Source organism: Pseudomonas sp. HTZ2 (assembly GCF_033173945.1).
Taxonomy (GTDB): Bacteria; Pseudomonadota; Gammaproteobacteria; order Pseudomonadales; family Pseudomonadaceae; genus Aquipseudomonas; species Aquipseudomonas guariconensis.
In genome coordinates this window covers 1,212,448-1,230,691 of record NZ_CP137332.1, presented here as the reverse complement: position 1 = coordinate 1,230,691, position 18,244 = coordinate 1,212,448, and the positions used below count along the sequence as shown (strand labels likewise).

General features: G+C 59.6%; 21 protein-coding genes and 3 pseudogenes. 14 read left to right on the top strand and 10 right to left on the bottom strand.

Translation table 11 applies throughout. The features are described 5' to 3' along the window. Window positions 1–11 precede the first annotated feature (11 nt). From R6G97_RS05840 to R6G97_RS05830, 3 genes are all read left to right on the top strand, one after another. The gene (locus R6G97_RS05840; protein WP_317847886.1) at window positions 12–524 is read left to right on the top strand and encodes a DUF3016 domain-containing protein; all 513 of its coding nucleotides are present in this window, start codon (window positions 12–14) and stop codon (window positions 522–524) included. 81 nt (window positions 525–605) lie between these two features. Beyond that, window positions 606–1,349: a carbon-nitrogen hydrolase family protein gene (locus R6G97_RS05835; protein ID WP_317847885.1), complete on the top strand. Its 744-nt coding sequence runs from the start codon at window positions 606–608 to the stop codon at window positions 1,347–1,349. Continuing rightward, on the top strand, window positions 1,346–1,588 hold the full coding sequence (locus R6G97_RS05830) for a hypothetical protein (RefSeq protein WP_080642107.1): 243 nt from the start codon (window positions 1,346–1,348) through the stop codon (window positions 1,586–1,588). The genes R6G97_RS05835 and R6G97_RS05830 overlap by 4 nt, the downstream gene beginning before the upstream one ends. A gap of 6 nt (window positions 1,589–1,594) precedes the next feature. On the opposite strand, the gene R6G97_RS05825 is transcribed toward R6G97_RS05830, so the two are convergent. Continuing rightward, window positions 1,595–2,095: a methylated-DNA--[protein]-cysteine S-methyltransferase gene (locus tag R6G97_RS05825; RefSeq protein WP_043211889.1), complete on the bottom strand. Its 501-nt coding sequence runs from the start codon at window positions 2,093–2,095 to the stop codon at window positions 1,595–1,597. 288 nt (window positions 2,096–2,383) lie between these two features. Here R6G97_RS05825 and R6G97_RS05820 point away from each other — a divergent pair, with 288 nt between their 5' ends. Then, a complete protein-coding gene (locus R6G97_RS05820) occupies window positions 2,384–2,698 on the top strand; it encodes a hypothetical protein (RefSeq protein WP_317847884.1) in 315 nt (104 codons plus the stop codon). 63 nt (window positions 2,699–2,761) lie between these two features. Here the strand turns inward: R6G97_RS05820 and R6G97_RS05815 are convergent, their stop codons facing one another. The 3 genes from R6G97_RS05815 to R6G97_RS05805 form a co-directional block, all read right to left on the bottom strand. Then, window positions 2,762–3,088, bottom strand: a complete 327-nt coding sequence (locus tag R6G97_RS05815) for a hypothetical protein (protein WP_052352471.1) — start codon at window positions 3,086–3,088, stop codon at window positions 2,762–2,764. A gap of 129 nt (window positions 3,089–3,217) precedes the next feature. After that, window positions 3,218–3,433 (bottom strand): hypothetical protein, encoded by a 216-nt coding sequence (locus tag R6G97_RS05810; protein ID WP_043211886.1) that lies wholly within the window; start codon window positions 3,431–3,433, stop codon window positions 3,218–3,220. Window positions 3,434–3,585: 152 nt separating this feature from the next. Continuing rightward, a complete protein-coding gene (locus R6G97_RS05805; protein WP_090343064.1) occupies window positions 3,586–3,882 on the bottom strand; it encodes a hypothetical protein in 297 nt (98 codons plus the stop codon). Between the two features lie 183 nt (window positions 3,883–4,065). Here R6G97_RS05805 and R6G97_RS05800 point away from each other — a divergent pair, with 183 nt between their 5' ends. Next, the gene (locus R6G97_RS05800) at window positions 4,066–4,905 is read left to right on the top strand and encodes a lipopolysaccharide kinase InaA family protein (protein WP_090342955.1); all 840 of its coding nucleotides are present in this window, start codon (window positions 4,066–4,068) and stop codon (window positions 4,903–4,905) included. Window positions 4,906–5,201: 296 nt separating this feature from the next. On the opposite strand, the gene R6G97_RS05795 is transcribed toward R6G97_RS05800, so the two are convergent. Continuing rightward, entirely contained in the window at window positions 5,202–5,573 is a 372-nt protein-coding gene (locus tag R6G97_RS05795; RefSeq protein WP_043211882.1) for a hypothetical protein, read from the bottom strand. 207 nt (window positions 5,574–5,780) lie between these two features. Further along, a complete protein-coding gene (locus R6G97_RS05790; RefSeq protein WP_043211878.1) occupies window positions 5,781–6,038 on the bottom strand; it encodes a hypothetical protein in 258 nt (85 codons plus the stop codon). Between the two features lie 910 nt (window positions 6,039–6,948). On the opposite strand from R6G97_RS05790, the gene R6G97_RS05785 reads away from it, so the two are divergent. The 6 genes and pseudogenes from R6G97_RS05785 to R6G97_RS05765 all read left to right on the top strand — a co-directional run bounded on the left by R6G97_RS05785 (window position 6,949) and on the right by R6G97_RS05765 (window position 12,668). Next, entirely contained in the window at window positions 6,949–7,719 is a 771-nt protein-coding gene (locus tag R6G97_RS05785) for an EAL domain-containing protein (protein ID WP_182815182.1), read from the top strand. A gap of 191 nt (window positions 7,720–7,910) precedes the next feature. After that, a pseudogene (locus R6G97_RS24915) lies at window positions 7,911–8,681 on the top strand (PAS domain-containing protein); the annotation flags it as partial. Window positions 8,682–8,792: 111 nt separating this feature from the next. Then, window positions 8,793–9,230: a methyl-accepting chemotaxis protein gene (locus R6G97_RS24910; RefSeq protein ID WP_377734202.1), complete on the top strand. Its 438-nt coding sequence runs from the start codon at window positions 8,793–8,795 to the stop codon at window positions 9,228–9,230. 269 nt (window positions 9,231–9,499) lie between these two features. Beyond that, window positions 9,500–9,704, top strand: a pseudogene (locus R6G97_RS05775) (site-specific integrase); the annotation flags it as partial. A gap of 20 nt (window positions 9,705–9,724) precedes the next feature. Then, entirely contained in the window at window positions 9,725–11,311 is a 1,587-nt protein-coding gene (locus R6G97_RS05770) for an ABC-F family ATPase (protein ID WP_043211874.1), read from the top strand. A 178-nt stretch (window positions 11,312–11,489) separates the two neighbouring features. Continuing rightward, window positions 11,490–12,668, top strand: a complete 1,179-nt coding sequence (locus R6G97_RS05765; protein WP_317847883.1) for an MFS transporter — start codon at window positions 11,490–11,492, stop codon at window positions 12,666–12,668. Here the strand turns inward: R6G97_RS05765 and R6G97_RS05760 are convergent. Together R6G97_RS05760 and R6G97_RS05755 are read right to left on the bottom strand one after the other, a co-directional pair. Then, window positions 12,636–13,676, bottom strand: a complete 1,041-nt coding sequence (locus R6G97_RS05760) for an alpha/beta hydrolase family protein (protein WP_317847882.1) — start codon at window positions 13,674–13,676, stop codon at window positions 12,636–12,638. The genes R6G97_RS05765 and R6G97_RS05760 overlap by 33 nt on opposite strands. A gap of 131 nt (window positions 13,677–13,807) precedes the next feature. Then, on the bottom strand, window positions 13,808–14,419 hold the full coding sequence (locus R6G97_RS05755) for an FMN-dependent NADH-azoreductase (RefSeq protein ID WP_043211869.1): 612 nt from the start codon (window positions 14,417–14,419) through the stop codon (window positions 13,808–13,810). 134 nt (window positions 14,420–14,553) lie between these two features. On the opposite strand from R6G97_RS05755, the gene R6G97_RS05750 reads away from it, so the two are divergent. After that, window positions 14,554–15,456, top strand: coding sequence for a LysR substrate-binding domain-containing protein (locus R6G97_RS05750; RefSeq protein WP_043211867.1), 903 nt, complete (start codon window positions 14,554–14,556; stop codon window positions 15,454–15,456). Next, the gene (locus R6G97_RS05745) at window positions 15,449–15,811 is read left to right on the top strand and encodes an MmcQ/YjbR family DNA-binding protein (protein WP_090342968.1); all 363 of its coding nucleotides are present in this window, start codon (window positions 15,449–15,451) and stop codon (window positions 15,809–15,811) included. Before R6G97_RS05750 ends, R6G97_RS05745 begins: the two co-directional genes overlap by 8 nt. 35 nt (window positions 15,812–15,846) lie before the next feature. Here the strand turns inward: R6G97_RS05745 and R6G97_RS05740 are convergent, their stop codons facing one another. Both R6G97_RS05740 and R6G97_RS05735 read right to left on the bottom strand, forming a co-directional pair. Beyond that, a complete protein-coding gene (locus R6G97_RS05740) occupies window positions 15,847–16,299 on the bottom strand; it encodes a DUF1294 domain-containing protein (RefSeq protein WP_090342971.1) in 453 nt (150 codons plus the stop codon). A gap of 1 nt (window position 16,300) precedes the next feature. Beyond that, the gene (locus R6G97_RS05735) at window positions 16,301–17,131 is read right to left on the bottom strand and encodes an undecaprenyl-diphosphate phosphatase (RefSeq protein WP_102082092.1); all 831 of its coding nucleotides are present in this window, start codon (window positions 17,129–17,131) and stop codon (window positions 16,301–16,303) included. Window positions 17,132–17,373: 242 nt separating this feature from the next. On the opposite strand from R6G97_RS05735, the pseudogene R6G97_RS24905 reads away from it, so the two are divergent. Next, window positions 17,374–18,192, top strand: a pseudogene (locus R6G97_RS24905) (cache domain-containing protein); the annotation flags it as partial. Between the last annotated feature and the right edge of the window lie 52 nt (window positions 18,193–18,244).

The window sequence follows — 18,244 nt, the reverse complement described above, 5'->3', positions numbered from 1 at the left end:
AGAGGTGCATCATGCGTACCACCCTCTCCTATGTCTTGATGCTGCTGGCCTCCAACAGCATGGCACAAGGCACACCAACCGCGCAGGTGGACGTGCATTTCGATCATCCCGAGCAGTTCCGCGATGCCAGCCTCGATAGCCATGGCTACGAACGGGGCGCTGATGCGTACGTCATCAAGACCCTCACCGAGCATCTGCTCAGGCTCGGCCAGCGCTATCTGCAACCTGGGCAGCAACTGCGCATCGATGTGCGCGACATCGACCTGGCCGGGCGCTTCGAGCCGTGGCACAGCCGGGCCTACGATGTGCGCTTCATGCGCGAGATCACCTGGCCCAGCATCGACCTGAGCTACACCCTCGTCCAGCCCGGGCAACCGGAAAAACACGCCCAGGAGCGCGTCAGCGACAAGATGTACCTCAGCCGCCCCGGCCGCCAGGCCAGCAGCAGCGATCGCCTGTATGCGGAAAAAGCCATGCTCACCGACTGGTTCCGTCAGCGCTTCGCCCCGCACCCGGCCTCCTGAATCACTTCAGCGCGGGGTGGCCTGGGCGGGCTGGCCGATAGTATTCTCAGCCTTCCCGCTTTCTCCATGGATGGAATCGCCATGAAACTGTGTGCTGTGCAACTGGCCTCCGGCAAGGGCAACCTGCCGGGCAATCTGGAGCGTCACCGCTACTGCGTCGAACAGGCAGTCGCACGCGGGGCGGAGCTGGTGGTATTCCCCGAGCTGTCCTTGAGCGGCTATGAACCCACCCTGGCCCAACAATTGGCGCAACCATCGGACACCTCCCTGCTCGATCCGCTGCAAGCGCTCTGTGACCGCCATGGCATCGCGGTGGCCGTCGGTCTACCGTTGCTGGCCCCCACCGGGATTTGCATTGGTATGCCGATCCTGCGCCCTGGCGCCCCGCCCCACTTCTATGCCAAACAGCGCCTGCACGATGATGAGCTGCCATTCTTCATCGCTGGCGAGCATCCGTTGGTGTTCACGGTGGGCAACCAGCGCATCGCACCGGCCATCTGCTACGAATCGATGTTCATCGAGCATGCCGAGCAGGCTCGTTCGGCAGGGGCAGACATCTATATGGTCAGCGTGGCCAAGACAACCAAGGGCATAGACGAAGGCTTTCGGCATTACCCGGACGTTGCCCGGCGTCTGGGCATGCCGGTGTTGCTCGCCAACTGTGTAGGGCCGGCCGATACCTTCGTCGGCGCCGGCCATTCCGCCGCCTGGGACCCCCAAGGGAATCTCTTGGCAGCATTGGATGAGCACGCCCAGGGGCTGGTGCTGCTGGACACCACGTCGATGACTGCCCAAGCCATAACCTTGGGCGCGCTGGCGCCATGAAGTACTTAGCCACGGCGCTGGCCTGCTATGCCTGCACTCATTACCTGGTCGGTCTGTTGATTCATGGCCGAGTGGCCGAGATGGCCGAAGGACTACGCCACCGACCGGACGCTCCTACACCTGGCGAGTTCCTGCGAGAAACACAACCCTACGCGCGGCGTGCTCATCGGCAGTACAGCCTGGTGGTCGGGACGGCGGCGGCGGTGATTGGTTGCCTGATCGTGCTCTGGATGAGTTGAACGGGCTCAAAGATCCAACGCGAGGCTCTCTCGTCCTTCAAGGGCCAACAGGTACTGTTTGGCCTGCAGCCCACCGGCGAAGCCGGTCAGACCGCCAGATGCGCCGATCACCCGGTGGCACGGAGCGATGATCGAAATCGGGTTGCGTCCGTTGGCCGCTCCCACTGCCCGCACGGCGCTTGGGTTGCCGATCTGCCGGGCAATATCGCTGTAGCTGCGGGTCTGCCCGAAGGGGATGGTCAGCAGCGCGGCCCAGACCTGGCGCTGGAAGTCCGTGCCGACAAAATCAAGCGGCAGCTCGAAACCCTGGCGGCTGCCGGCAAAGTACTCGCCTAACTGCCGAGCTGTCTCCCGTAGCGTCGGATGTCCATCGTCCCGGTGCAGTGCGCCCAGACGCACACGGTTTTCCCGCTCCTGCTCCCACAACACCGCAGCCAGGCAATCGCCTCGGGCAACCAGCGTGAGGGTCCCAACGGGAGACTGAATGAAGGTAAAGGCGCAGGACATCGGAGCTGCTCGCTTGAAAAAACTGGTGCAAGGCACTCTACCCTTCGAGGTTGCTTGGTGCATCCGCTTTCTTGCCCTGGGAATTACCGCTGGACTGGTTAATTGGATATCTGTAACGACATCAGTCAATTACAGTCCCCGATTGGCCACTGTCTGAAAACTGGCACATACCAAAGTAATAGCTATTCTAGGTTAACCATCGCGTTTGTTGTTGCAGGGTCATCGGCAGAAAGGCGCCCTGACCCAAGGCAAACCGAAACCCACCGTATGCCGACAAACGTGGCCGCCATGGCTGAGTTTCTGCGTCAATGCTGGTTTCTGCTGCTAAGCCTCTACCAGACCATCCAAAGCCATGGCCTGATCGGTTGCGTGGTCGCGTTCATCCTGGCGTTGCTGATGAGCAAGATCGGCAGCAGGCTTACCGGACGCACCGAGCGTCTGAGTACCCTGCCAAGCGGTGAAGCGCACGTGCCGCCTGCTCCGGCCATTGAAGGCACCCTCAGGGCCTGGATCGGTCGCGTGGTCGGGACGCTGCTACAAATAGCGGCGGGCGTGCTGTTTCTGGTCACCGTGATCGCCATGGTGAATGTGCTGTTGTACTGACCTGCGTGACGGGACGTCACCGTCTGCCCAAAGACGGTGACGCTCCCCATGCGCGTGGACCACTCAACGCCCCCCGCAGACTGCTACGACTGCGGGCTTGCTGGCGCGCCCACCGGACTGCAATGCCGGGTCGCTTGCCACCCTCCTGGCGCGTCCGACACCCCAGGCCAGCGCCCGGGTCATCGATTCGCCTGGACGCGAGTCGAACGCCTCCTCATGCAAGGCCATGCCGGACGGTGCGTAAAGGCCGATGAACATCTGCGTCGCACCGGTTCGTGACAATCGAACCTGCACGTCAATACACGAGCCGCTGTCGAGCGTTTCGTCATGCGTTCGATGATGAAGAGTGGGGTCTGCCCAGGACCAGAACACGTCACCGCGAATTCTCATGCCGCCTCCTACGACTTTAGTCTTATGTGTGTTGGTAGTGGCACCATAGCGGATGGTTGCCAGCACGCAACCACGTACGACTGGTCAAGGGGGAGAATCGGACAACCGGTGCTGCACCTGCCGTGAAGGTCAGGAAGAGTCCGGGGTTTTGTCGCTGCCCGGTTCGAGCAACGATTCGGCGAACGTCATCCAATCCTCGAAGGCTTTGCGGTGCGCCTGGCACATCCCTTTCCACTCGGCGCCGCCCACACGACCGTAGGCGATCTGGTTCATGGTCGAGGAGGTCAAGGAATCGAGTTCTCTCAAAAGGTGGTAGGCACGGTAGCGCTTTTCTCTTTCAGGCATGGCTTTGTCTTCCAGCGGTGCACGACAGGGCAATACGAAGCCTTATGTAATGGATTTGACGGCTTCCTGGGTCTGGACCTCCAACGGCTCGAAAAGGTTCGCGCCGTGTTGTGAGCCTCCCGTCAAAAAGCCAGTATCGCACTTGTCACGGCTCACGTCCGGGTGCGAATCACGCCACTGATGGCCCAGCCGGCGAACACGAAAAAGGCATCGAGATAGAACAGCCCTGCATAGTTAGGTAGCAATGCTCCGCCAGTGGTTTGCAAAGGAGGAGCAGCGACGGCATGAATGCCGTTGGGGACCACTGCCAGCAGCACCAGGGCTGCATAGGTGGCGAGCCGAAGCGCATTCGTTCGCTTGCTGGAAGCCTCGGCCATTTTCAATCCGAAATAGGCGATAACAGCCGCCACTGGCAGAACCCAGATATGCGTGGGCAGGCTGAAGAACACTTCGGCCATCAAGCTTTTCGTTTCCACGGATACAATACCTTGTCGTTGAACGGCCGGATTATCCATGGCCTGGCTGGGTTGTGGCTAGACAGGTAAAACCAAAGTGTTCCAGGGATAGGAAAAATGTGAAAGAAATGTGAAAATCGAAAATTGATAGCCTATTGACACCATCAAGGAAGAAGCGTGTTACGCAATGCTCAGTTTTGTTTCAACGAGTTCTGCCACAGCGTGAAACATCAGCGCACGACGCTGTATTTTCGCTCACCCGTCCCGTCACCCACTCGACAAGCGCTGATACGCCTGATTGAGCAACCCTCTGGCGCCAAACGGATGAGCGCCCCGCTCGAGTGCACCGATAGCGCGTTGTTCTTCAAGCGCGAGCCGCTTGATTCGTTCAAGAAAAAGTGGCGCATGCAACGTTTCACGGCCAAGCGCAATGGCATGTACGACTGGCCCATGGAAGAGCTGATCAACACCCGCGAGGCAACCCGTCGCGGCGCCCGGGTTCCGCCTCTGGTTGGCTACGGCTACAGTCGTTGCAAGCTCGGCCTGATGAAGGACTTTTTCATCATCAGCCGATCCCTGGCCGACCATATCGATGGCATGGCGCTCATCCGAGCCAACCCACAAGCCGTTCGCACCGTCATCGAGGCCACCGCCGAGCTGTTGCATGAACTACACAACCACGGCATCTCCCACATGGACCTATGGGCGGCTAACGTCATGCTGCCCTTGCACGGCTCTGGACCTGCCCAGGCGATCGATCTGGAAAACGGCTTCTTCACACCGACTGCATACTTCAGTGAAACCCTGGGCTTTCAGTTTGGCTTCCTGTATCTGCGCCATATCTACCGCTACATCACAGAATCGGCTTTTGACGACCTCGTAGCGCACTGCCTTGCGAAGTACTTTCCACACGTGGACCGCAAGGCATTTGACCAGACCTATGAAGTTGCCAAGCATCAGGTGATTGATCGACTCGAACGTCGGGCGATTTTCACCAAAGGTAGAGTGACGCGGTAAGTTGCTGCCAGGCCTGTGTGATGACCGCTCCACCTTTTGACGGCCGATGGTTTGGATCTTTCCCCGGACCTGGGTAATGGGATACCCAGGTTCATTGAACGAACAGCCCCTACGGTCTGCGCTTGAAATAGACGTACAGAGCCATCAGGTCGATGGCCAGTACGATCGAGACCACCACGACAGTGAAATAGATCTCCTCCCGAAGCATCGCGCAGCCCCCACGGCAAGATGTGTTCGAGAAGGAGCAATTCGCATTCCAGGTCCGCCGGACACTCGCTCGAAAAATCAGGAACCGCTTAGGCTGGCTTCGGATGCTCACTGGACACCGCATTGTTAGCGTCCACATCCTTCATCTCCTGCTCTACCGGAGCATCGTCATCCGCCGCCAGCGGTACTGAATCGCTGCTACGCGGCGCGGGGCCGCCCTGCTTTTCGTCGACTTTCGCCGTGTCGTCATCCTGCGAAGCCCCAACACCTTGGCCAGCCCCAGGGTCGCCAGGGGGAGGATTCCAATCTTCAGGCCGGTTATCCGACCATGCTTCGCCCACCCCTTGCTTGGGCTCAGATTTGGCCTTCTCCAAACCCGATCCATGGCCTTCTCCCGAGTCGGGAACGCTGTTGGGAACAGGTGGACGTGTCACGTCTGGATCGTTGCTTTCGATTGCCATGATCATTCTCCCGTTGGTGGCACAGGAAGCCTGTGCCTAAAACTGAGAATGATCGGTGCGCATAGAGTGCCCCGCGTTAGACGAGTGGCTTCAACCACGTTCGGTCTCACAGATGACTGTGTAGGCACCTAATATTGTCGCGGGGCCAACGTGTCGCATCTGGCGGTACACCGTATTGGGTTGCCCGGCGACCGCCCGACGACCGCGTTACCCTCGGATCGCCTGCAGCCGCTCCCGGCCAGCCTCTGTAATCGCATGCTCCCCTTCATCGCTGATGCGATAACGACCGGACACCATCTTGGTAATGGAGAACCGGACCAGCCCGCTCTTGGAAAGCGCTTGCCCCGCTTCGAAGCTCATAGCCTGCTCTAGATCGAAGATCTTTATTTCTCCAATCTTGTATCGGGCAAACGCTACCAGGGCAGCATCCAATTCTGTTTGATTGATCTTTCGAGCGACTTCCATTCGACCCTCCAGGTCATGAGCGCCCCGGTCCATGGGCGTGAACGCAACGAACCGGGTGGTTTGTTGAAGGCGGACCGTACTACGGCCCGGCGGAGGTCGCTACTGGCTTTCCATCCATGCTGGATGGGCGGGCAGGTTGTCAGAGCGCCCTGCCGCATGAGCTCAGCAAAAGCGGTGCATGGTCGCGCTGAGGTGATTGAAGAATGCTGTTGCCAAGCAGCACGGTTTCGAAATCAGAGATCGCCAGGAAAGCGCAACGGTCGACGGCGTGACCGGCTCCGCCCATCAGGGCCACGTCCACTGGTCAGCCTCGGGGCAAACGTCATGCAATTAGGCGTTTACTGGTGATCAAGCCCTCTGGCTCACCAATAAAACGCCTATAGAGGGAGGCCCATCATGAGACCTCTGAACAAACTGGCGCAGCAGCGGCGCCACCAACTGCATGTCCACATGCCGCCCAGTGGATTGAAGGAGGATGCTCATGGCAATGGATCGGACGCCCCATTACCGCCCATAACGCGAGAACTCGACCAAGCTGGTGGAAGAAAACCCACGTGGCTGGCAAGACCAAGGCATTGATGCTTGAGAGAGGAATCGCCTTGTCTGATGAACGATGGCGCTTTGCTGCGAACTCGCCAGCGGTTATGCGAAGCGCCTTAGGTCACCAGGCATCAGTCGGGCCGATTTGTACAACAACCGACTGAAGTACAACAAAAAAAGCCATGACCGGCATTTTCACTGCCTGATTTGTCACATTCACCACCATAAAATGTGAAAATATCTATACACTTGACTTCCTTTTGTATAGGTATTGGCGCAATACTGCCGACACTGAGAAGCGCTTTTGAGCTCTCCAAGATGCCGGCATGGAGCCCTACCACCCCGTTCCCCTACCTGTGAGGCTCCAAAGATGTCTATACAACTCATATCTATCGAACCTCAAAGGCCCCATGGTTGCCGCAGCTGCCGGGATAAATCACCCATCGGTTTCGACTTCACGATGGCGTTCCAACCCATTGTCGATACGAGTACCAACAGCGTTTTTGCTTATGAATCATTGGTGCGGGGCGAGAATGGGGCGGGTGCAAACGCCGTCATGCAGCAGATAAATGACTCAAACAGATACAAATTTGATCAGGCGTGTCGGGTTAAAGCTGTCGAGCTCGCGGCCAAAACACGCATATCCGAACACTTGAGCATAAATTTTCTGCCCAATGCAGTTTATCAGGCAGAGGCCTGCATACGCACAACACTGATAGCCGCGGAAAAGTACAACTTTCCCATCGAAAAAATAATATTTGAAGTCACAGAGAACGAAAACATAACCGATAAAGCCCACATTAAAAAAATCATGGAATCTTACAAAAAACAAGGCTTCAAAACTGCAATTGATGATTTCGGCGCTGGATATTCGGGCTTGAACCTACTCGCCGACTTCCAACCAGACATCATCAAAATCGACATGGAATTGATTAGAAACATTCACAGAAACCGAGCCAAGCAAGCGATAACCAGGAGCATAGTAACGCTGTGCAAGGACCTAAACATACAGGTGATAGCCGAAGGGATCGAGCACATTGAAGAACTGCAAACTCTACAGGAAGCCGGAATACACCTATTTCAAGGCTACCTGTTTGCGAAGCCGGAGCTCGAAACGCTCCCTCCGATAGCATGGCCTTAGGTCGAATATGGACGGCACTATAGGCTTCAATGCAGCACTCGAACTGACATCAGGCTAATTGAACTGCCACTCCTTATTCGTAATGAAAAGAAACGCCATAAGCGCAACTCTACGATTGAGCGCATTTGAGAACACCGCTTTACGTTCGACCACCCAACGGCCTGATTTAGCCATCCACATAACGGTGCGCCATGTTCAACAAACGTTTAAAACGCGAACTCGAAGAAGCCTTGTCAACGCTCTACGCACAAGACGCGAGAATGTCAGCAGTGAACCGATCCACTGCAATCATTGAATTTACGCCAGCGGGACTCGTAACCACCGCCAATCAAAATTTTTTAGACGCGCTGGGCTATCACCTCGAAGAGGTCATCGGAAAACATCACAGTATATTCTGTCTAGAACGTCACACCACAAGCTCTGAATACAGAGACTTCTGGAGAAGGCTTGCCGAAGGAGCGTCGATCCGCGACCGCGTCGTCAGAAAAAACAAGCTAGGGGAAGCGGTATGGCTGGAGGCAAGCTACAACCCAATCAGAGACAGCAACGGACGCATTATAAGCATTTTAAAATGTGCCACCCTCGTCACAGATCAAGTGAAAAACGAACAGGAACAGCGAAGCACAATCGAAGCCATAAGCCGATCGATGGCAATGGTTTCGTTCACCCCGGAAGGATATGTATTGGACGCCAATGAGAACTTTCTACGCACACTAGGCTATAGCCTGCATGAGGTTCTAGGCCAGCATCATCGACTGTTTTGCCCTCAGCAAGAGGTCGCGTCGCCCGAGTACAAAGAATTCTGGAGAAACCTGAACAAAGGCGAGTTTTTCTCGGGTCGCTTCCAACGCGTCAACCGATCCGGCAATACGGTATGGCTGAGCGCCACTTACAACCCTGTATTTGATGCCAGCAACAAACTTTACAAGATCGTGAAATTTGCTCGCGACATTACCGCACAGGTTGAACAACAAACCATCGAATCCGACGCAGCCAAACTTGCCTACGAAATATCTTTAAAAACCGACCACAGTGCGCAGCATGGTGCATTGGTCATCAATGAAACCGTTGCCGTGGTACGCGGTATCGCTGATGAAATCACGAAAGCAGCAGACAATATAGCAGCGGTGAGCAAGCAGTCCGACATGATTACTGGCATTATCCAGACCATACGTGAAATCGCTGATCAAACAAATCTTCTGGCATTAAATGCAGCCATCGAAGCAGCGAGAGCCGGAGAGCAAGGTAGAGGGTTTGCTGTCGTAGCGGACGAGGTTCGTCATCTAGCAGTGCGCACCGCCCAGGCCACCGTAGAAATCAGGGACGTAGTAAAGCGCAATCATGAGTTATCGCAAGAAGCCGTGAAAGGTATGCAAACCAGTCAGCACAAGGTTGATGTCGGCGTAGGTTTGGTCGGTGAAGCGGGAGAAATAATTGAGAGAATCCAAAGCGGTGCACGTCAAGTCGTGGAAACAGTTAAGCAGTTTAGCGAAACCATGAATAAAACCTGAAAATGTATTGCGATCTATGGCGCGGACCTCGGCGTCTAATATCTGCATCAATTAAAGCAATTGCCAATGATCGTCACTCACCCGCCCGCCAAGCGTGTCATGAAGTGCTTGCTGAGCGGAGTATGTGCGCCTGACTGGCGTGGATTCATGGGCTGTTCATCCGCGGCTTGGCCACATCGCGCGATCACGGGGAGAGCAGCGGCGGCGAGGACCGCGTGGAGGCGGATGTTTGGTAGACAGGCTGTCGTTCAGACGCAGTAAAGGGGACGGCCCCGTATAACTGCCGTCACACCTATGCGACAATAGGCGCAATGTCTGGTCTGAACCCCACATTCATCGCCCAACAGCTCGGGCAAAGCGTGCAGATGCGCTCATCGACATGCACGCTGGATTAATTCGGCCAACGCCTGGCAGGAGCTCGAAAAGCTCTCGATTGGTCCGAAACGCGTCCGCAGCTGCGAAGAAGCCACGTAAGTTATTGATAGGTAAGCTCCTTGATCTCCACCGCTAATATCACCATGCAATTCGGCGCCAAGCCGCTCTTCGAAAACGTCTCGGTCAAATTCAACAACGGCAACCGCTACGGCCTGATCGGCGCCAACGGCTGCGGCAAATCGACCTTCATGAAGATCCTTGGCGGTGACCTGGAGCCGTCCGCTGGCCAGGTGATGCTCGAGCAGAACACCCGCCTGGGTAAACTGCGCCAGGACCAGTTCGCCTACGAGGCCTTCAGCGTGATCGACACCGTGATCATGGGCCATGAGCAGCTCTGGAAGGTCAAGGCCGAGCGTGACCGCATCTATTCCCTGCCAGAAATGACCGAAGAAGACGGCATGGCCGTCGCTGAACTGGAAACCGAATTCGCCGAGATGGACGGCTACACCGCCGAGTCGCGCGCCGGCGAACTGCTGCTGGGCCTGGGCATTCCGTTGGAGCAGCACTTCGGGCCGATGAGTGAAGTGGCACCCGGCTGGAAGCTGCGCGTGCTGTTGGCCCAGGCGCTGTTCTCGGATCCGGACGTGCTGTTGCTGGACGAACCGACCAACCACCTGGACATCAACACCATCCGCTGGCTGGAAAACATTCTGACCGCGCGTAACAGCACCATGGTCATCATTTCCCACGACCGCCACTTCCTCAACAGCGTCTGCACCCACATGGCTGACCTGGACTACGGTGAGCTGCGCCTGTTCCCAGGCAACTACGACGAGTACATGACCGCCGCCACCCAGGCGCGCGAGCAGTTGCTGGCCGACAACGCCAAGAAGAAAGCGCAGATCGCCGAACTGCAGACCTTCGTCAGCCGCTTCTCGGCCAACGCCTCCAAGGCCAAGCAAGCGACCTCCCGTGCCAAGCAGATCGACAAGATCCAGCTGGCCGAGGTCAAGCCGTCGAGCCGGGTCAGCCCGTTCATCCGCTTCGAACAGACCAAGAAGCTGCACCGCCAGGCGGTGACCGTGGAGAAGGTATCCAAGGGCTTCGAGGGCAAGACCCTGTTCAAGGACTTCAGTTTCGTGGTCGAGGCTGGCGAGCGCGTAGCGATCATCGGCCCCAACGGTATCGGCAAGACCACCCTGCTGCGTACCTTGGTCGGCGAGATGGCACCGGATACCGGCTCCGTGAAATGGACCGACAGCGCCGAGGTGGGCTATTACGCCCAGGACCACGCCCACGACTTCGAGGACGACCTGAGCCTGTTCGACTGGATGGGCCAGTGGACTCAAGGCGAGCAGCTGATCCGCGGTACCCTGGGCCGCATGCTGTTCTCCAACGACGAGATCCTCAAGTCGGTGAAGGTGATCTCCGGTGGTGAGCAAGGCCGCATGCTGTTCGGCAAGTTGATCCTGCAAAAGCCCAACGTGCTGGTGATGGACGAACCGACCAACCACTTGGACATGGAGTCGATCGAGGCGCTGAACCTGGCGCTGGAGAACTACCCGGGAACGCTGGTGTTCGTCAGCCATGACCGCGAGTTCGTGTCGTCGCTGGCCACACGCATCATCGAGCTGACCCCGGATGGCGTGGTGGACTTCAGCGGCACTTACGACGACTACCTGCGTAGCCAGGGTGTTGTGGTCTGACAGCCTCGGCCTGAGCGCTTGATCCGATTCGCGGCTAAAGCAGCTCCTTCAGGTACCGCGCCGTTCTAAAGGACGGCACGGTACCTGCGGCTAACGAACAACTCGTTAGCCTGCTTTCTTTTATCCCGCGCAGACGCCATGATGGGCGACGCCCCACCGCCTGCCCGCGAACGTGCCCATGACCGCGCAACAACCTGCCTCCAGCGTCACCCTGCAGATCCTCTCGATCGTCTTCTATACCTTCATCGCCTTTCTGTGCATCGGTCTGCCGATCGCGGTGCTGCCCAGCTATGTCCATGATCAGTTAGGCTTTGGCGCAGTGATCGCCGGCCTGACCATTGGCCTTCAGTACCTGTCCACGCTCCTGAGCCGGCCATTCGCCGGACGGGTGGCCGATGGACTGGGTGGCAAGCGAGCGATTCGCTATGGGCTTTACGGCATCGCCGGCTGCGGCGTGCTGACCTTGTTTTCGGCCTGGACCCTTGCCCTGCCTTGGCTGAGCCTGCTCCTGCTACTCGCCGGCCGAGTGCTGCTGGGCATCGCCCAAGGGTTAATCGGGGTCGCCACCTTGAGCTGGGGTATCGGTCAAGTCGGTAGCGAGCACACCGCAAAGGTGATTTCCTGGAACGGCATCGCCTCCTACGGCGCCATCGCCATTGGCGCGCCGGCCGGCGTGCTGCTGGTGGACGGGATCGATTTCAGCGTACTAGGCCCTGCATTGCTGGTGCTGGCACTGCTTGCCCTAATGGCGTTGCGCACACGCCCGGATGCCGTGGAGGTGCGGGGTGAACGTCTGCCGTTCTGGTCCGCCTTCGGGCGGGTAGCGCCTTTTGGCCTGGGGCTGACCCTGGCCTCGATCGGCTACGGCACCCTCACCACCTTCATCACCCTCTTTTACCTGGAGCGCGGCTGGATCGGCGCGGCCTGGTGCCTGAGCGCCTTCGGTCTGTGCTTCATCGTGTCCCGGCTGTTGTTCGTCAATGCGGTCAACCGCTTTGGCGGCTACAACGTGGCGATCGCATGCATGGCCACCGAAGTGCTGGGGCTGACCCTGCTCTGGCTGGCGCCCTCGCCTGCCTGGGCCCTGGTCGGCGCGGGCCTGACGGGGTTCGGGTTGTCTCTGGTGTACCCGGCGCTCGGGGTTGAGGCGATCCAGCAGGTACCGAGCAGCAGTCGTGGCGCGGGCCTGGGTGCCTATGCGGTGTTCTTCGACTTGGCCTTGGCCATCGCTGGGCCAGTGATGGGTACGGTGGCTGCGCACCAGGGCTATGCGTCGATCTTCTGCGTGGCCGCCTTGCTGGCACTGTCAGGGGTGGGTCTTGTGCTACTGCTCGCCCGTCGCGCCCATCGCGGCTGAGCGCTCGGCCGGCTGCGGCGCTCCTAGGGCTTGGCTGAAAAACAGCGCGGCCTCACGCTGCAACGAATGGTGAATATGGCGACGGTCGACGCCATCAGCGTCCTTGCACAGCGCAGGCATACGGGCATGTTGCTCCTCGTCGCAGGGCGCCATGAACACGAAATGGCCGGCACCGGCCAGCAGGCGATAGTCAGGCGTTACCGGCAGTTTGCGCGCCAAGGCTTCGGCGTTGCGGTCCAAGGCCAGCAACTGGTCGCGGTCGCCGCTGTAGATCAATGCGGGGACCCTCACTCCGGCCAAGGCATGACGGCCGAACATCAGGCTCAGGGGCGCCATCAACATCACGGCCCCCACACGGGCGTCGGCCTGTGGCGTGAGCTCGGCGCGGTCGGCGATCAGAACCCCATGGGTCTTGCAGGCATCGGCATCGCTGGGGCGCTCCAGGCAATACCGGTGCAGACGGTCCAGGTCCGGTTGTGCTCCAGAAAGGATCAACGCGGTTTCCCCTCCTGCCGAGTAACCGATCACCCCAACCTTGCCCTCGTTCAGGTAAGGGCCAAGCAGGGCGTCGCCACGGGCTGCGCTGATCGCCGCGCTCAGTTGCAAGGGGCGTCCGTAGAGGTTGCTCAGGGTACCCAGGCGGCTGTGGTCACGGTTGTTGTCGCCGGGATGGATCACGGCCACGACGATAAAACCCCGGCGCGCCAGGGCGGTGGCCAGGTCGTGCAGTGCCAGGGGGCTGCCGGTATTGCCGTGGGACAACACCAGCAAAGGGAACTGCCCCATGGCGACTGGAGCCTCCTCTGCCACGGTCAGTGGGTAGCCTTCCAGGCGCAAGGCGCGTGTCGGGCCATTGGCCGGGTAGAACGCCAGCGCCTGCATGGGTCGAGCATCCAGCGGATCGGCCAGTTGCATCCGGTGCAGGCCACTGACCCAAGGTGCTGCCTCGGCGCGGGCCATCAAGCTGCCGAGCAACACCAAGGCCAACAGGGCATAGGTTCGCTTCATGGGCGGGGAGCTCCGCACAAGGCCGAAGGACAGCGCCAGCATAAAGCCAGCCAAACGGCAGGCAGATGAAACCTGAATGAAAAAAAACCGGCTGGCGCCCAGGGCGTCAGCCGGTTTTTTTCAGGCACCGATCAGGCAGCTGCGAACAGCTCGTTGGCGATCTGGGCCTGAGCGGCGTCGATGGCCTTGCTGCGGTGTTCCGGGCCGTAGGCCAGGCCGTGGGCGCGGACGATCTCGAGGTCGGTGATCCCGATGAAGCCAAGGAACACCTTGAGGAAGTCCTCATGCCCGACGCCAGTCGGCTGGCCGTGGTGCAGACCACCGGCGGTGGACACCAGAATCACTTTCTTGTCGCCGCACAGACCTTCAGGGCCGGCTTCGGTGTAGCGGAAAGTCTTGCCGGCGACGGCGACGCGGTCGATCCAGGCCTTGAGCTGAGTCGGCACGGAGAAGTTGTACATCGGCGCGCCGATCACCACTGCATCGGCAGCCAGGAACTCTTCCAGGGTCTCGGCGCTGAGCTTGGCTTCGTGGGCTTGAGCGGCGTCGCGCATTTCATCCGGGGTGCCGGCAGCAACCAGGGTCGCGGCGGAGAAGTGGCTGATCGCATCGGCGGCCAGGTCGCGGTACACCACCTCGATGCTCGGATCTGCAGCTTTCCAGGCTTGGACGACTTCACGGCTCAGTTGGCGGGAGGCGGAATTGTCGCCCAGGATGCTCGAATCGATATGCAACAGTTTCATGGGACTCTCCTGTGAGTGAAGACCGCATCAAGGGGCGATCGCGATGGAGAGAATCCTATAGAACCATCGAATGACTGATAAGCGGGCAAAAATGCGTTAGTTTGTCCTACAGATGGAACAATGAGACGTTAACCATGCAAGACCTCAATGACCTCTTCTATTTCGCCCGCGTGGTCGAAGCAGGCGGTTTCGCCGCGGCGGGCCGCCAGTTGGGCATTCCCAAGTCGCGTCTGTCGCGGCGCATCGCCGAGCTGGAAGAACGCTTGGGCACGCGCCTTCTGCAGCGCACCACCCGACAACTGAAGCTCACCGCCGTGGGCGAGCGCTACCTGCAGCATTGCCAGGCCATGCTGCTGGAGGCTGAGGCCGCGGACGAAGCGGTGGCGAGCATGAGCAGCGAACCGCGCGGGCGTCTGCGGGTGTCGTGCCCGGTGGCGCTGGCCCATGCGTTCCTGCCGGATGTGGTCAGCCGGTTTCTTGAGCAGTATCCGTTGGTGCAATTGGATTTGGTCCTGCTCAATCGGCGGGTCGATCTGATTTCCGAAGGGGTCGACGTGGCCCTGCGCGTGCGTGACCTAGGTGATGAGGACCCGGCCTTGGTCACTCGCCGCCTGCGCCCGGCGCAAACTCACCTGGTGGCCGCGCCGGGCTTTGCCGACCACTTGCGCGAGCCGTCGGAACTGGCCGGTTTGCCTGTGCTTGGTGCGGCGGAGGCAGATCGGTTGGTGCATCTGCGCCTGATCGGCCCTGGCGGACAGCAACAGGAGCTCGCCCTGGAACCGCGCCTGGCGGTGGACGATTTCTTGGTGCGCAAGGCGGCCGTGCGTGCAGGCCTGGGGTTTACCGCCCTGCCGAGCATGTTCTGCGAAGAGGAACTCGAACGCGGCGAACTGGTACGCCTGTTGCCGGATTGGTCGCTGCCTGGCGGTTGGCTGCAGGCGGTCTACCCTCATCGCCGGGGCCTGCTCCCGGCGGTGCGAGTATGGATCGATCATCTGGCGGCTTCGTTCGAAGCCTGTGGAGAGCGGTATGTCTGAGCGGCGGATGACGCCAGAACAGGTGGCAGCGTTCTGCCTGAACCTGCCCGGTGCCCGGGAGGACTATAAATGGGGCGGCGTACGGGTGTTTTCGGTCGCGGGCAACAAGATGTTCGCGGTACTCGACCTCGCGGGCGCGGGGTTGTCTTTCAAAGTGGCCGATGAGCTGTTCCTGGGCTATTGCGACCGCCCCGGCATCCGTCCGGCGCCTTATCTTGCAAGGGCGCGCTGGATCAGCATGGCCCCACCCTACCCCATGGGGCGCGCGGAATTGTGCGACCTGCTGCAACGCTCACACCAGTTGGTAGTGAAGCGGCTGCCCAAACGGCTGCAGGTTGGGCTGTTGCAAGGATGAAAAGACACGTCGGGGCAGTCATTGCCGCCTCGACATCAATGACCGGTCAGGACGCCGAGCGCACCACCCAGCCAGCGGCCGCCCAGCAGCAAATGGTCGGCCCAGAACGCCTGGTGCAACATCACGATGACCCAAAACGTCGCCTGGTAGGACACCTTGCGCGTCTTGTGTCGAAACAACTGCTGCGCCACCAGCGCGCCGGGCCAACCACCGCACAGCTCGCTGGCGTGCAGGACCTTCTCGGGCGTCCGCCAGGCCTGGGTGCGGGCTTGCTGTTTGTCCTGCCAGTAGAGCAACAGGCTGACCAGACTCGCCAGCGGATACACCACCAATGGCGCCCAGGACTGACCGCTGAAGGCCATTTGCGCGGCACCCACTGCCGGCAGCAGGCACAGCCCGGCCAGGGCCAGCAACTTCAGGTGCACGTTGCGTACGCCCTCCTGGGCGCGGCTGCCGCCACGCCGAGGTACAGTGTGCGAACGGGCCATCTCAGCCGTGCGCCGTGGCCCAGTTGACCCAGCCAAATTGCCAGGTCGCCAGGATCAGCAAGCCGAAAACGATGCGATACCAGGCAAATGCCGCATAGCTGTGGTTAGCGATGAACTTCAGCAGACCCCTTACGGCGATCATGGCGAAGATGAACGAGACCACGAAACCGATGGCGAACACCGGTAGATCGCCAGGCTGGAACAGGTCACGGTACTTGTAGCCCGAATAGACTGCGGCGCCGACCATGGTCGGCATGGCCAGGAAAAACGAGAACTCGGTCGCGGCTTTGCGCGACAGGCCGAACAGCAGGCCGCCGATGATGGTCGAGCCTGAGCGCGACGTCCCCGGAATCATCGCCAGGCACTGGACAAGGCCGATCTTCAACGCGTGACTCCAGCGCATGTCATCGACATGGTCGACCTCGATGCGGTGGTCGCGTCGCTCCGCCCAGAGCATGATCACCCCGCCAACCACCAGGGCTGCAGCCACGGTGACCGGGTTGAACAGGTATTCATGGATCAGATCGGCGAACAGCACGCCCAGCACCACCGCCGGGAAGAAGGCGATCAGCAGGTTGGCAGTGAAACGACGCGCGTGGGGTTGGCTCTGCAAGCCGAGGACCACATCGAAGATCTTGCGCCGAAACTCCCAGACCACGGCCAGGATCGCGCCAAGCTGGATGATGATGTTGAACGCCATGGCGCGCTCGCCGCCGAAGTCGATCAGATCGGCGACGATAATCTGGTGCCCCGTGCTGGAGATCGGCAGGAATTCTGTCAAACCCTCGACCACGCCTAAGATGATTGCCTGCAAGGCACTCCAAAAATCCATCATTCCCCCGATGGAGCGCAGCTCCTGGCTGGCCCCTTGTACTTGATTTGCTTAGTGATTGCCGCGAAAGGCCCGGCCGTTTTACAGCGACTGCCGGCCGCATTGCCAGTGGAAATACGCCGATGCCTAAAGGTTTCATCTTGCGCGGCCGAAATCCTATCAGAGGTGCTTGTCAATCGCTCGCACGGCATGCGACACGAAATGCCTCTTCCGGCACTTAGCCCTTGGTCGAGTGTGTCGCGATGCGTAAAGCATGCTTGGATGCGCCTGATAACAAGAACAATGCGGGAGTACCTTTCATGAAGACCTTGAGGTCGATGTCGATCAGCCGTCGCCTGTCGCTGATCCTGCTGGTGGCGGTGGCCATGCTGGTGATCCTGGGCCTGTTGATGCTGCGCCAGCTCCACGGCGACCTGTATCAGGCCAAGGCCCAGAAAACCCAGCACGTGGTACAGACCGCTGCCGGAGTGCTGGCCTACTACCAAGGCTTGGAGGCCGCCGGCACACTCAGCCGTGAGGCAGCCCAACAACAGGCGTTGCAGGTGGTACGTGGCCTGCGCTACGACAAAGATGACTATTTCTGGATCAACGACCTGGGGCCGAAGATGATCATGCATCCGACCAACCCCAAGCTCGACGGCCAGGACCTGTCCGCCATCCGCGACCCTGACGGCTTTGCCGTTTTCAACGAAATGGTCGCCCTCGCCCGCAGCCAGGACGCAGGCTCGGTCAACTACCGCTGGCCCAAACCCGGCGCCAGCGAACCGGTGGCCAAGACTTCCTACATCCAGCTGTTCAAACCCTGGGGCTGGATTATCGGCTCGGGTGTCTATATCGACGACGTTCAGGCCGAATTCGCCCGCCAAGTGCGCGATGCCTCCCTGCTCGGCCTGGGTATCGCCGTGCTGATGGCCCTGCTGGTGCTGTTGATCGCCCGCAGCATCGCTCGCCCGTTGCAGGATGCCGTGCAGGCCATGGGCAACATCGCCAGCGGCGAAAGCGACTTGACCCGGCGCCTGGATACCCATGGTAGAGACGAGCTCACGCATTTGGGCGAGCACTTCAACCGCTTCAACGGCAAGCTGCAGGGTGTGGTCGGCCAACTGCAAGGCG

Bases quoted from the DNA above. Each gene is read 5' to 3' on its own strand.
- R6G97_RS05840 (WP_317847886.1), top strand. From the start codon at position 12: ATGCGTACCACCCTCTCCTATGTCTTGATGCTGCTGGCCTCCAACAGC.
- R6G97_RS05835 (WP_317847885.1), top strand. From the start codon at position 606: ATGAAACTGTGTGCTGTGCAACTGGCCTCCGGCAAGGGCAACCTGCCG.
- R6G97_RS05830 (WP_080642107.1), top strand. From the start codon at position 1,346: ATGAAGTACTTAGCCACGGCGCTGGCCTGCTATGCCTGCACTCATTAC.
- R6G97_RS05825 (WP_043211889.1), bottom strand. From the start codon at position 2,095: ATGTCCTGCGCCTTTACCTTCATTCAGTCTCCCGTTGGGACCCTCACG.
- R6G97_RS05820 (WP_317847884.1), top strand. From the start codon at position 2,384: ATGGCTGAGTTTCTGCGTCAATGCTGGTTTCTGCTGCTAAGCCTCTAC.
- R6G97_RS05815 (WP_052352471.1), bottom strand. From the start codon at position 3,088: ATGAGAATTCGCGGTGACGTGTTCTGGTCCTGGGCAGACCCCACTCTT.
- R6G97_RS05810 (WP_043211886.1), bottom strand. From the start codon at position 3,433: ATGCCTGAAAGAGAAAAGCGCTACCGTGCCTACCACCTTTTGAGAGAA.
- R6G97_RS05795 (WP_043211882.1), bottom strand. From the start codon at position 5,573: ATGGCAATCGAAAGCAACGATCCAGACGTGACACGTCCACCTGTTCCC.
- R6G97_RS05790 (WP_043211878.1), bottom strand. From the start codon at position 6,038: ATGGAAGTCGCTCGAAAGATCAATCAAACAGAATTGGATGCTGCCCTG.
- R6G97_RS05785 (WP_182815182.1), top strand. From the start codon at position 6,949: ATGTCTATACAACTCATATCTATCGAACCTCAAAGGCCCCATGGTTGC.
- R6G97_RS05765 (WP_317847883.1), top strand. From the start codon at position 11,490: ATGACCGCGCAACAACCTGCCTCCAGCGTCACCCTGCAGATCCTCTCG.
- R6G97_RS05760 (WP_317847882.1), bottom strand. From the start codon at position 13,676: ATGAAGCGAACCTATGCCCTGTTGGCCTTGGTGTTGCTCGGCAGCTTG.
- R6G97_RS05755 (WP_043211869.1), bottom strand. From the start codon at position 14,419: ATGAAACTGTTGCATATCGATTCGAGCATCCTGGGCGACAATTCCGCC.
- R6G97_RS05750 (WP_043211867.1), top strand. From the start codon at position 14,554: ATGCAAGACCTCAATGACCTCTTCTATTTCGCCCGCGTGGTCGAAGCA.
- R6G97_RS05745 (WP_090342968.1), top strand. From the start codon at position 15,449: ATGTCTGAGCGGCGGATGACGCCAGAACAGGTGGCAGCGTTCTGCCTG.
- R6G97_RS05740 (WP_090342971.1), bottom strand. From the start codon at position 16,299: ATGGCCCGTTCGCACACTGTACCTCGGCGTGGCGGCAGCCGCGCCCAG.
- R6G97_RS05735 (WP_102082092.1), bottom strand. From the start codon at position 17,131: ATGGATTTTTGGAGTGCCTTGCAGGCAATCATCTTAGGCGTGGTCGAG.